Genomic DNA, 15,189 nt, shown 5'->3' with positions numbered 1-15,189 from the left:
TAGACAAGTTACAACGTAGTGGGATATAGGTAATGAAAAAGAGATTGTAATTTGGTTTCAACCAAACTACAATCTCTTTTTTGTTTAAATTACTTCCACCAAATCCAAGTCCAAAGGTAATTTCGTACATTTCGAGGAGTAATGCGAATGAAGTGTTCACCGTCAAAGAAGCAATTTAAATTTGGAAGTGTTTCATCTGGATTTTCTGGAACAAAGGTGACGATGTTTTCGTTACTTGTAACGGTTACTGTAATTGGTGGGTCGGTAGGCGATACTTGAAGTTGTAACGAAATATTGGCCGTATTTTTAAATTCTTTATTAACAGGTGGGCTTATTACTTGTACTGTGAATGACACGATAATTGTTTCGTTTGGTTCCAAATTAGTAGCGACTAGGAAACCGATATTCGGATTCGCTAGTGGAGAGCGTTCACCGTTAATAAAGACAGTGCCGTTTATAAATTGTAAACCTGCTGGAATGGTATCTTGTAAAGAAATATTTGAGAGTGAAATTTCGGAAGTATTTGTAACACGTACCATATAATCAAAATATTGATTTAAATAAACTGAGCTGACGGAAGCGTTTTTCGTGACTGTTGCAGTTACAAATTGAACTGGTATACGAACGATATTTGAATTAACAATGAAAGTAACAATTGGATCCTGTGGTGTCAATTGAAAAGCAGCGGTAACTGTTGCAGAATTTATAATTGTACTGTTTGAAGGAATAGAAGTTACGAGAACTTGAAATGTTATAGTTGCTACTGAATCTGCGGGTAAAGAGCCGATATTAATACCAGTATCTGGTCGAATGTTTGGAACGGGAATACCGTTAATTGTTACACTGTTTTCTATTAATGTTGTACCAGCTGGAATCATATCTAAAACGGAAGTACTTAATGTAGGAATTGGAGAATCATTAAATGCCTCTAATGTGAATGTAATAACATCTCCTATAATGACGATAGATTTGTCTGCTGTTTTCTCAATGCGAACTATTGGATTAATGATTATCGTTGTAACAATATTTGTTTGTTTTGTAACAGTATTTATTTGCCTTCTAATCGTAATAGGTGGTTCGGTTGGACCGACAATAGACGTATAGGAAATAGTCGCATCGTTATTGATTCTAGATTGAAGAGTAGAAGAAGAAATTTTCACTTGGAACGTAATAATAACAGATTCATTAGGAGCAAGATTTCCTAACGTAATACCATTTTCAGGGTTCTCATTAGGCTGATTGATTCCGTTAATCGTAACACTACCAATAACGAATGTCGTATCTACTGGTGCCGTGTCTACTAGAAGAAGATCTTCAATAGTGATATTACCATTATTCGTAATAGTAATGGTGTACGTTAAAGTTTGACCAGGCAAGGCGCTCGTGAAATCAACAACCTTTATCGCAACGACATTATCATTTTGGACAGTTGTAGTGACAGTATTTGTTGTAGTTGTATTCGTAACAGGTGCGTTATTTGGGTTGACTATATAGTTAAAGGTAGTAATTGCATTGTTGTTGAGTTCATTTGGTGTTGGGATAGAAGTTACAGTTACTTGGAATGAAACTATTGCGTCTCCACCAATAGGTATAGTACCAATTGGTATGCCGCTTACTGGATTCACTCCTGGAAGGATTTCTCCGTTTACAATGACGCTATTTTCTATAAACGTAGTACCTTGAGGAATAATATCTTGAATAATTACATCATTTACTGCAACATTACCGGTTTGATTTAGTGTAATCGTATACGTTAACGTATCACCAACCGTTGCAAATGCAAGATCAACAGTTTTATTACTATTCAAATTCGCATGATTAATTTCTGTTGCTGCAGCTGATGAAATAATGGTTTCCGTAATAGGTGGTCGATCTGGTAACGTGTATTCATATTCAATTGTACTCGTGTTAGAGATAGGATTGGTTTGTGGAATCGAGGTGACCCGTACTTGGAATAGAACAGTTGCTCTCGTATTAGGCGGAATGTTATCAATTTGTATACCGTTAAGTGGATTGTCATTTGGACGAGCGTTTCCGTTCACAATAACACTATTCTCTATAAAGTTCGTATTTCCTGGGATGCTATCTGTAACAATAAGGTTTTCTATTTGTATATTTCCTTTATTTATAATGGAAATTGTATAAGGGATGATTGTTTGTAGGTCAGCATATTGGATAGGTGTTGTTTTTGTCGCAATTACATTAGCAGAAATAACTTCAGTGAAAGTAATATTACTAGTCGATAGTTGTTCCTCGCCAGTAATTGTATAACGAGAAGTTGATTGATTTTGAACATAGCCGCTGGCTGGAAGAGCTGCGACAGTAACAGAAAATGTGACTGGGATAGAAGTGTTAGGAGCAATCGTTCCTACAAGTATACCAGCACTTGGATTGGCATTAAGCTGAGGAATGTTATTTACTAAAACGCTACTGTCAATAAAGGTTGTTCCATCAGGTATATTGTCTGTAAATACAACAGCAGTTGCATCCGTATTCCCCGTATTCGTTAAAGTTGTTGTATAAGTTAAAATGTCACCAATCGTTACAGAGGTCAAATCAACAGTTTTAAGTGAAACGATATCAGCATCATTAATTTGAACGAAAGTAGTATTGGAAGTAGTCGATTTTTGAATTGGTGCAAAGTCAGGATTGAAAATAAAGTCGTAGACGATGTTTGCAGTATTAGGTGTTGGATTTACAGCAGGTAAATTCGTAACTGAAACTTGGAATGTTATTGTAGCTATTTGACCTGATGCGATATTAGGAATGGAAAAGCCGATATTCGGATCTGCTGCAGGAAGTACAGTGTTGTTAACTGTTACACTTCCCGGAATAAATACCGTTCCATCTTCTATAATATCAGTAAAAAAGATGGAGTTAGTTGTAGTGGATCCGTTATTTTGAATGGATACTGTATATTCAATGGTTTCATCAATGTTAGCTAATACAGTATTAGCAGATTTTGTAGCAATAAGAATAGCATCAATAAATTGTATATTTGTACTATTGGAAGAGGTCGTTTCTGAAATTGGTGGGGCGCTTGGGTCTGGTCGATACTCATAGTGAATGACAGCGATATTATTAATGTTATTTTGTGGCGGTATAGAGACTACGCTTACTTGAAAAGTAACAATAATCGTGTTATTTGGAAGAATTATATCAAGATTGATACCGGTAATTGGATTTTCATTAGGCCTTGGTATGCCATCTACAAGTATGCTATTTGGAACGAATGTGGTGCCAGCGGCAATTGCGTCAATGAGGAGAGTATTTGTAATAGGTACTGTACCAGCGTTTGTAACTGCGATTGTATATGTGATGATTTGACCTATGCGTGTAATAGATCTGTTAGCGGATTTAATTGCACTAACATTTGCCGTCCGCACTTCAGTATTTACTGCATTTGATAACGATATGCGCTGAATAATAGGAGAACTAGGATCAATTTGGTATTCGTACGAAGTGTCTGAAATATTAATGACTGCATTGCCCTCTGGTATATTTGTAAGTTGTACTTGGAATGAAATAGTGATTGTTTCATTTGGTTGTATCGTGCCGAGAGTTACTCCGTTTTCAGGATTCACGCCAGGCTGAATTACATTATTTATTGTTAAGCTATCTTCAATGAATATAGTACCTTCTGGAATATTATCAACGAACACGGTATTGTTAGCTGGAACGGTTCCTATATTTTGTAGTGTATTTGTGTAGGTAATCATTTGCCCGATTGATACGAAAGTTACATCCGCGCTTTTAACAGAAATAATATTTGCATTTTGAAGTGATGTTGTAACAATGTTAGAATTTGCAGAGCGATTTACTGGTGGGGCTGTAGGAATGCTTACATATTGGTAAATTGCTGAAGATTGATTTGCAATTTCGGTTTCAGTAGGTGGATTATTTGTTTGCACTTGAAATAGTATCGTTTTGGAACTGTTAGCAGGAATGGTTCCAATCGGTATTCCATTTTCAGGATTTACACCTGGCTGCAGGACGCCGTTAATTGTGACACTATCGGGAACAAATGTAGTCCCAGCTGGAATAGAGTCTGTGAAAATAATATTTATTGCGTCAACATTACCGATATTTTTCACTTCAGAAATATAAAGTATAGTTCCGCCAATATCTACAGTTGTTGGATTGGATGTTTTTGTAATTACCAATTGTGCTTGCACGAAATTTGTAATGACGATATTACTAGTAGATGTTTCAGTAATAGGCGGTTGCCCTGGGTCTGGCTGAATTGTATAAGTTGTGTTGGATTGATTTGTAATTGATTCTTGCGAGAATGGATCGTTAATAAGAATTTGGAAAGAAATAAGGTGAGTAGCGTTTGCTGATAAGGTAGGTAAAGTAACACCAGCATTTGGATTGGCACCAAGCATAGCTGTTCCATTAAGTGTAAAACTATTTTCTACGAATGTAGTACCTTCCGGAAGAGTATCTGAAAATATGAGATTTGTAGCTGGAATATTTCCGGTATTTTCTAGTGTTATCGTATAAGTCAAAATATCTCCTGTTGTTGCTTGTTGTGCATTGACTGCTTTTAAAGAAAGAATAGTCGCGTCCGAAATTTGTGTGAAAACTGGATTGGACGTAATTGTTCGAGAGATGATAGGAGCAGTTGGATCAGCGATAAAAGTATAGTCAATACGGGCTGTATTAGAAATAGGATTCACGTTTGGAATGAATTGAACGATAACTTGAAATGTGACGGTGACGATTTCTGAAGGTGAAACGGAGTTTAATGGTATTCCTATGTTAGGATCGGTACCTGGAACAGAAACGCCATTAATGGTAACACTATTCGGAATAAATGCGGTTCCTTCTGGGACCAAGTCTATTAAAGTAACTGTATTTGCAGTAGTATTTCCGTTATTTTGAACGACTACTGTGTAAGTGATTGTACCGTCAGTAGATTGTACGAGAGAATCTGTACTTTTAATTACGGATAACGATGCATCAACAACAGCTGTATTAACTGTATTAGACGAGGATGTTGCTGTAACTGGAGGTTGATTTGGATCGACGATATACGTGTAACTTGTAATGGCTTGATTGATAATTGCTCCTTGCGGTGGAATAGAACTAGCGACAAATTGGAACGTAATAGTAGCAGAATCACCTGGCGCGATAATACCAACTGGAATACCGAGAGTTGGACTTGCATCAGGAAGTGAAATTCCATTTAGCGTAACACTATTTGGAACAAATAATGCGCCCTCAGGAATGCCATTAATGAGTAATACAGAGTTTGCAGGGAAGTTTCCAGTATTCGTTAATGTTGCTGTATACGTAATTACTTCCTCGATAGATACAATTGAACGATTTGCTTGTAAGACAGTTGTAACAGTTGCGTTATTAATTTGTGTTGAAGCGCTATTAGAATTTATCGTGCCTGTAACAGGAGGAGAGGCCGGATCAACGATGAAAGCGTATTGAATAGATGCTACGTTTGTAATCGGATTTGAAGGTGGGGTTGATGTAACTATGACTTGGAAAGTAACAGTTAAGGAGCTACTCACGCTAACTGTTCCGATATTAACTCCGTTATTTGGATCTGCCCCTGGAATGGTACTTCCATTTACAGTAAAACTATTTTCTACAAAAGTTGTTCCTGCTGGAATCGTATCTGAGAAATTTACATTCGTAGCGTTTGTATTACCGCTATTTTGAATTAAAACTGTATAAGTGATCGTATCGCCAATATTCGCAAAGGCAGTATTAGCAGTTTTTACAGCTGAAAGGATTGCTGAATTAATAGAAGTAACGAAGACGTTCGTTTCCACATTTCCAGGTTGAGCCTGTAATGCATTTCCTACGTTATATTGGAAGTTTACAAATCCTAAGTTTTGGAGCTCTGGTGTGAATGTTGTTGGGTTACTTACAATTTGAACTTGGAATACAATTGTTACAGTTTGATTTGGAATGATCGTATTTATGCCAATACCGTCAATGATAGAAGCGGATGGTAACGGAGTGCCATCAACAATAACTGATCCTGCAACAAATTGTGTCCACAATGGTATCGGGTCTGAGAAAATAACGTTATTGGCAGGAATATTTCCAGTATTCGTGATCGTAGTTGTATACGTAATCGTATCACCAATCGTTGCAAAAGCTTTATCTCCAATTTTAGTGGTAGTTAAAATAGCACTTTCAATTGTTGTTGTAACACTATTTGAAGTAATGTTTTTTGAAACTGGAGGGTTAGCTGGATTGACGATATGTTGGAAATTAACGCTAGCTTGATTAGTAATTGGATTTATAGGCGGAATTTCATCGGCACTAATATGAAAAGCTACGATGGCAGACTGGTTTGGCGCGATATCACCAATTGGAACGCCTGTAATTAGGTCTGCATTTGGGATAGTAGTTCCATTGAGTGTAAAACTATTCGGTTCAAAGGAAGTTCCGTCTGGAATCATATCGGTAAAAATAACATTCGTCGCACTAACATTTCCGCTATTTGTAATCGTAACGGAGTAGATAATATCTTGCCCAATATCTACCGTTGATACATTTGAATTTTTTTGTGCAGTAAGGATAGCGCTATTAATTTGTGTTGTCGTTGTATTAGATTGATTAGAAGTTGAAATGAACGGCTGGTCGGGATTAACAATATAACGATAAGTGGTAAGAGCTGAATTAGAAATAGGGTTGTTGATTGGTAGGGTTGTAACGGTAGCTTGGAATGTGATAATGGCTGCAGTACCACCGTTAATTGAACCGATATTTACACCAGTAGATAAATCAGCATTTGGAATGGTTTGCCCATTAACCGTGAAACTGTTTGGAACAAAAGTTAAATTGCTATCAAGTATATCGATAACGGTAACATCAGTTGCAGTCACATTTCCTGTATTCGGGAGGTTAAGTGTAAATGTTATTGTATTACCAACATCCGCAAAAGTATGATCTGTTGTTTTTGTACTTATAATATTTGCGTTGTTTATTTGAAGAAGCGTAGTGTTGGAAGTAGCCGCACTTAATACTGGAGGATTAACAGGATCAACAGTAAACTCATATGTCGTTGATGCAGTATTTGGTGCTGGATTAATAGGTGGAATGCTGTTCACTGTAACTTGAAAGGTGATACTATATATTTCATTTGGTGGAAGTGCTGCAAGTAATACACCGTTATTCGGATTCGCGTCAGGTTGCAAAACACCATCGACAGTTAATGTGTTAGGAACAAATGTGATTCCACTTGGTAATACATCTTTGAATACAATGTTGGCTGCATCTGTATTCCCTATATTTGAAATAGAAGTAGTGTAAAAAGCAGTTTGCCCGATACCTGCAAACGATACACTTTCATTTTTCGTCATGGATAATAGTGCTTCTTTAATTTGCGTTGAAACAGGATTGCTAATTGAAGTTTCTACATCAGGCGGTGAGACTAATTGGTACGATGTTGATGAGAAATTTACAATGGGGTTTTCCGTTGGTAATGACGTTACAGTAACTTGGAACGAAATTGTTACTGTAGTCCCAGCTGTTATAGTTCCGATATTTACACCGTTCACTGGATTTGCGCCACTTTGAGGAATTCCATTAATAGAAAATGTGTCTGCAATAAATGCTGTTCCGTTCGGTACGGTATCTGTGAATATAACATTTTGTGCGGATGAGTTTCCATTGTTTGTTAAAGCGACAGTATAAGTGAGTGTGTCTCCAATACGACTAAAGGATTTATCGACTTGTTTTAATGAAAGAATGGTAGCTGTATTAATCGTAGTGAACACTGTGTTTGAAGTAACCGTCCTTGAAACAATAGGGGCATTAGGATCAGCGATAAATGTGTAAGAAGCAGTAGCGGAATTGGCAATAGGATTTTGGGCTGGTGTAGAAGTAGCAGTAACTTGAAATGCTATAGATATTGAGCTGTTAGGAGCAATTGATCCAATCGTTATACCGGTATTAGGATTGAGTCCAATTTGCTTGATATCATCTATTGTAACGCTATCAGTAATAAACGTTGTTCCATCTGGTATAAGGTCAATGAAAGCAATATCTGTAGCGTTTGTATTACCACTATTCGTTAAAATGGTCGTATAGGTAATGGTATCACCTAGTGTTACAAGTGTTTGATCGACGGATTTAATCATCGTTATGATAGCATCTAATACAGGGTTTGTAACGATATTCGTTGAAGTAGAAGTTGTAACAGGAGTTCCGTTTGGATCGACAGTATAAGAATATAAAATGGTATCATTCCCCATAATTGAACTTGAAGGGGGAACAGAAAGAACATTTACTTGGAAAGTAATGGTTACTGTTTCACCAGGAGCAATATTTGGTATGTTTACTCCAAGTGCTGGTTGCACACCAGACTGCTGAATTCCATTTATTGTAACTGAATTTGGTATAAATGTAGTACTAGCTGGAATGGTACTTGTAAAAGTTACATTTGTAGCTGGTGTATTTCCTGTATTCGTAATAGTCGTTGTATACGTAAGTGTATCCCCGACGGAAATAACCGATTTATCAACAGTTTTTGTTGTAGTTAATATTGCGCTATTAATGGTCGTTGAAACCGTATTTGATATAGTTGTTTGTAATACAGAAGGTTGGCTAGGATCAACTACATGTTCAAATTGTACGGAACTAAAATTAGAAATTGGATTTATACTTGGAATATTTGTAACAAGAACATTGAGAGTAATAACAGTCGTTCCACTTGGATTTATATTTCCAATCTGTATTCCGTTCCCAGGATTTCCAATTTGCTGTGTACCAGAATCATTTGTTAAAGTTCCGGAAATAAATGTTGTTCCTTCAGGTAAAATATCCGTAAAAATTATATTTTGTGAAGTGACATTTCCAGGATTACTTAATGTAATTGTATAAGAAATTGTATCGCCAATCGTAGCGAAAGTTTTATCTACAGATTTGATTGCCACAACTTCCCCAGAATTTATTTGTGTCGAAACAGAATTAGATGTCGTACTTCGTGAAACAAGTGGTAAATTAGGTCCTGTCATAAATTGATAATCAATGAAAGCACCGTTTACAACTGGTGAATTTGGCCCTCCAGGTCCGATTGTAAAAATAGGATTTGGAATACTAACTACTTGCACGCGGAAGGTAACGTTTATAAAATCTCCTGCAATAATATCCCCAATTGGTATCCCGTTTGCTGGATTTACTCCAGGTAATAAAACCCCGCCTACTCGAACGCTATCTTCTATGAATACTGTATTATTTGGAATCGAATCTGTAAACATGATATTCGTAGCAGTCGTGTTTCCTATGTTTTCTAATAAAACTGTATACGTTAAAAATGAATTTCCAGGTGCGATGTCAGAAAATAGTCGATCCACACTTTTCGTTGCTTGGATAATTGCTTCATTAATTTGCACTAAAGTTGGATTACTAGTAGCTGTTTCTGTCACTGGTGGCTGGTTAGGATCAACAATGATAGAGTATGTCGTACTAGATTGATTTAAAGTTGGATTTGTAGCTGGTATTGAGCCGACGATCGCTTGAAAACTAACTATTGTCGTTCCTCCAACCGGAATTGCGTCTAAAGAAATCCCGCTATCTGGTCTAAATCCAAGTTGTGGGATAGTGTTAATTTGTACGCTATCAGGAACGAATGAAAGTTCAGGTGGTAATATATCGATAAAAACAGGTGTGTTTGCGGTAGTATTTCCGCTATTAATGAGCGTAGTTGTATACGTAATTGTATCTCCAACAGCAGCAAAAGCACTGCTTGCAGTTTTTGTTGCGATAACGGACGCAGTATTTACTTGTGTAAAAGTTGTATTGGATTGAACTGTTCGTGAAACAGGCGACTCATTTATATCAACAATAAAGCTATATTGAAGCGATGATTGATTCGGAATGGGATTAGGATTTGGAAGAGTTGTAATATTCACTTGAAAACTAAGTGTAACCGATGCATTTGAATTCAAGTTACCAATAGTAATACCGTTTTGTGGATTTGCATTCGGGATTGTTACACCATTTATCTTAAAGCTATTTGGGACAAAGGCGGTACCATTTGGAATGGAATCTGTAAAAACAATGTTATTAGCGGTAGTATTTCCTGTATTTGTAACAACTGAGGTGAATGTAATCGTATCTCCAATTGTTGCGAAAGTTGTACTAGCATTTTTATTTATTACTAAAGTAGCGTCAATAATCGGTGTAACTGTCGTGTTTGTAACGGTACTACCAACAGCTGGTGTTTCAGTTGGATTCACTGCATATTCGTAGTTTACAAGAGCATTATTCGTTAAAGTTCCACTAGGTGGAATAGCGAGAATTTTCACTTGGAATGTAATGAAAGTAGTGCCTCCTGGTGAAATATCGTCTAAATGAATACCTAATGAAGGGTCTAATCCAGGTTGGGAAATGTTATTGATCGTAACGGAATTGGGGATGAAGGATGCACCTGGTCCAAGTCCATCCGTTAAAACTGTAGCACTAGCAGGGATATTTCCTGTGTTCGTAACTGCAATCGTATAAGTAACGATATCTCCAATTGCAGCATTCGGTATGTTTACTGATTTCGTAGCGATAATCGTAGCGTTGTTAATTTGAGTTGTTATTACATTACTTGATGCATTGGCGGATGCTGGAGGTAAGTTCGGGTCTACGATATATTGGTACGTTGTGTTACTTTGGTTCGGGATTGGATTCGGATTCGGGATGGAGTTTACTTGCACCTGGAACGAAATTATCGTATTTGCATTCGGATTTATAGGATCAATTGCTATTCCATTCGTTGGATTTACATTAGGCAGTATATTCCCGTTTACTGTTACACTATTTGGAATAAAAGATGTCCCGCTTGGAATTGCATCGGTAAAGACTATATTTGATGCAAGTGTGTTCCCGTTATTCGTTAAAGTAGTCGTGTACGTAATAATATCATTTACGTTCGCAAACTGTTTATCTGCAGATTTTGCAGCGGTAATCGTTGCATTATTAATAATTGTCTGTACAGTGTTAGAGGCCACGATCTGCATTACAACTGGTTTGGATGGATCGTACATGTATTGGAATGTAGTGCTCGATTGATTCGTAAGCGGATTTGGACTAGGAATAGTTGGTACAAAAACCTGGAATGCAACAGTACGTGATGAATTTGCTCCAATTGTACCAATTAAAATGCCGTTAGCAGGATTTGCATTAGCTATAGGGACACCGTTAATCGTTACAGTATTAGGAAGAAAGGTGGTACCAGCTGGAATGATATCTGTAAACGTTACATTAGAGGCGGGGATATTGCCGCTATTCGTTAAAATTGTTGCATAAGTTATGACATCGCCAACATCAGCGAAATTTGTACTTGTTAGTTTCGTAGCGACAATATTAGCAGTATTAATTTGTGTAGCTACGATATTGCTAATAGCGTTCCTGACAACAGCAGGTAAATTTGGATCTGCGATAAAGCTATATTGAAGTGCAGCACTGTTTTGAACTGGATTTGGTGAAGGTAAACTATTTGCACTAATTTGGAAAACAATTGTTGTAATGCCGCCTGCTGGAATCGTACCAACTTGAAGGCCGGCACTTGGATCCGCACCTAGCTGTAAAGCACCCCCTATAAAAATACTATTTGGTACGAGAGTCGTACCAGGTGGAAGTATATCGGTAACGACTACATTATCTGCTGGAGTATTTCCTGGGTTAGCTAAGGCAATTGTATATGTGATTGGTTGCCCAACATCAGCGATAGTTAAATCTACATCCTTGAAAATAATTACATTTGCTAAATTAATTTGTGTACTTACAGTATTACTTAAAGATGTTTCTATCGTTGGTGGATCTCCTGGGTTCAAAATAAAGCTATACTGTGTACTAGATGAATTTATTGTTGGATTTTGTGTTGGTAAAGAGGTGACAGTTACTTGATAAGAGACGGTAAGTGAGCCGTTAGCAGGAATAGAAGGTAACGGAACACCGACATTTGGATCGACGTTATTTTGGAGTACACCATTAATAAGGAAAGTATTTGGGATAAAGGTAGTACCGTCTGGATTCGTATCAACAAAAGTAGGACCATCAGCGGAAACACTTCCTGCATTTGCCAAAGTAACGGTATAAGTTAATACATCCCCAACAGTAGCAAACGCTCGATCCACTGCTTTGGTTGAAACGACATTTGCGTCATTTACTTGAGTGAATGTAGTGTTTGAAGTTGTGTTCTTACTTACAGGGGAAGCATTAGGATCCACGATAAAGTTATAGGAAATAGAAGCGCTATTTGAAATAGGGTTTGGATTTGGGATGCTAGTTATTAATACTTGGAATGAAGCTGTAATTGTAGTATTAGCATTGATACTATCGATATTGATGCTAGCTGGTGTAACGCCTGGTTGAGTAACATTGTTAATCGTAACACTGTTTGGTATAAAGACAGTACCATTCGCGATTGAATCGGATAGTACTACATTGTTCGCCGCAACATTTCCATCGTTTGTAAGAGAAAAGGTATAAGTTAAAACATCTCCAACTTCCGCAAATGTTTTATCTACAGACTTAGTAGCCTGAAGGTTTGCTATTCTAATTGTTGATGTAACAGAATTAGAATTTGTTGTTTTTGAAGTTGGTGGCACACTTGGATTTACAGTATATAGGTAAGAAGCGAATGCATTATTAATGATAGGATTTTGGGCAGTAATATTGATGACTGTTACTTGGAAAGAAAGAGTAAAAGTAGCTCCGCCAGGAATTGTTCCTATAGGTAAAGCAATGAGAGAATCTACATTTTGTAAAACACCGTTTAGTGTTACAGTACCAGGAGTTAATATCGTTCCATTTGGTAGTGGATCTGTTAGTTGCACGTTAGTTGCAGCTGTATTTCCACTGTTTGTAATAAGAATTGTATAACTGATTGTTTCGCCAATTGTAGCAAATTGTTTATTTGTTGATTTTGTTACTGTTAAATTCGCATTGTTAATTTGAGTAGAAACAAGATTAGAAGAAATGTTTTTTGTAACGGGTGATTGGCTAGGATTGACGGTATATTGATAAGAAGCGCTTGAAGCATTAGATATGACATTCGACGCTGGAATTGTATTTACTACTACTTGAAATGAAACATTTTTTGTTGTGCCAGTTGGAATAGATCCTATATTCACACCAGTAGCGGGATTTGCTCCAACTTGTGTCGTACCATCTATTGTTAAACTGTTGAGAACAAAAGTTGTTCCAGTAGGAATGACATCTGTAAAAATAACGTTATTCACATTCGTATTACCTGTACCTGTAAAGGAAACAGTGTACGTTAGTGTATCACCAATATCTGCAAAATTTTTGTCTACTGCTTTCGTCATTGTTACAGTAGCATTATTCACTTGAGTGGAGACAATATTCGTCGTATCAGTCCCGCTTACTGCCGGTTGATTTGGCACAGGAATGTATTGATAAGTTGTTGTACCACTATTTAATATTGGATTTGTTTGCGGGATAGAAGGAACGAATACTTGAAATGAAACCGTAGTCGTAGAATTAGCAGCAATAGATCCAATTGATATACCAGTAGCGGGATTTGCGCCAGCTTGAGTAACCCCGTTAACAGTTACACTCCCTGGAATGAAAGTAGTCTTGCTAGGAATCGGATCCGTATATATAACGTTCGTTGCCGCGATATTTCCTATATTAGCTAAGGCAATACTGTAAGTTAACGTTTCACCAATATCTGTAAAAAGTTTGTTGACTGATTTTGTGCCATTAATATCTGCGAGGTTAACTTGTGTTCCAGCAGAGTTGCTTGTTGCAAGACCGTTAAAGGTTGTTCCTCCGGCGATTGGTGTATATTGAAATGTAATATTAGCAGTGTTAGAGATAGGATTTTGACTTGGAAGAGAAACGACAGTAGCTTGGAAAGTTACTGTACGAGAAGCACCATTATTAATGGTTCCGAGAGATATACCAGCGGCCGGATTTGCGTTCGTTTGTGGGACATTATCTATTGTTACAGTGCCAGGTATAAAGGAAGTACCGTTAGGGAGGATGTCTGTAAAAATAACGTTATTGGCAGGAAGAAGTCCGGTGTTAGGGATAGTAACTGTATAAGTGAGAACGTCTCCAATTGCCGCAACACTTTTATTTACGCTTTTCGTTGCTTGAATATTAGGTGAATTTATGTTGATTTGTAAACCGACTGTATTCAACATATAAGCGTCTCCGTTAGTCGTTAAACGGATTGCGGCGGACACTTGAGAATTTGTTAAATAAGGAGAAATATCAATAGAAGTAATGTCCCAACCTTGCCGGCCTGCGGAGATATTTGTGCTTGTAGCGGCACTTTGATTGCGCGTTCCAAATGTCCCAGTTGTATCTAAGTTTCCTGCAGCATTATTCACTTGAGAACCGAAGAAGTTATTTACAGCATTATTTGGCCCAGATAAAGCATTTAATGAACTGAAATTTGGTCCAAATAGCGCTTGATCCCCTGTTATATCTGCATCTCCTTCAATAGAACTTAAAAATAATCTCCCGCTTACAGGTCCTCCTGAAGGTGTTAAGAATCCAGAAACAGCTACATCTGCACTACCAGTATCAGCAGAAACACGGTTTCCAGCTACGTAAATTGTTAAGTTTCTTGCTGGTAATGTCCCGTTTTGATAAGCGACGATAAGCGTCCATCCAGCTGAATTAATTGTTCCATTAGAAGCATCTATAGGATCTACAAGTCCAGGGACAGCTCCCGTAGTATAAGAACCAGAGCCTCCAGCTTGAATAAGGGTTGTTACGTCTGCTGAACGAGTGTAAAAGCCAAATGTAATAGAATTTGAAACGAAAGTTTGATTTGAAGCTGTAACAGCTGAAGGAGTAATCAAGTATGTTGAAACAGGTGTTGTAAAAGAAACCGGGTTTCCTAATACACTCGTAATGTTTTGATCACGAGATAAATAGTTTCCACCCCAAACGAGTTCTGCGTAAAGAATCGTACTACCAGCAGGTATATTTAAAAGAGCGGTAGAACTATTTTGTGTATAGTTTAACGTTGTACCAGCAGGAAAAGTAGGTACTTGTAAAGCAGTATTTGTAGTTGCGAATGCACCAATTGCTCCGATTGTACCAGCACGGTTTTGATTACTAATTTTACTTAATCCTAAAGTATTTCCTGTAATAGCGAGTGCGCCGTTAGTGGTGGTAGAAAATCGATTCGTAATGGGCATGTTGTCACCTCATTTCCAATATAGTCTTGGTCAAAATAGGATATGT

General features: G+C 37.3%; 1 protein-coding gene. It reads right to left on the bottom strand.

The window, feature by feature from the left end; all coding sequences use genetic code 11:
- Positions 1 to 89 precede the first annotated feature (89 nt).
- Entirely contained in the window at positions 90 to 15,143 is a 15,054-nt protein-coding gene (locus F3I02_RS06185; RefSeq protein WP_196477755.1) for a DUF7507 domain-containing protein, read from the bottom strand.
- Between the last annotated feature and the right edge of the window lie 46 nt (positions 15,144 to 15,189).

This window comes from Bacillus sp. SRB3LM (genome assembly GCF_015712745.1).
Taxonomy (GTDB): domain Bacteria; phylum Bacillota; class Bacilli; order Bacillales; family Bacillaceae_G; genus Bacillus_A; species Bacillus_A thuringiensis_K.
This window is presented reverse-complemented; position numbering and strand designations above follow the sequence as displayed.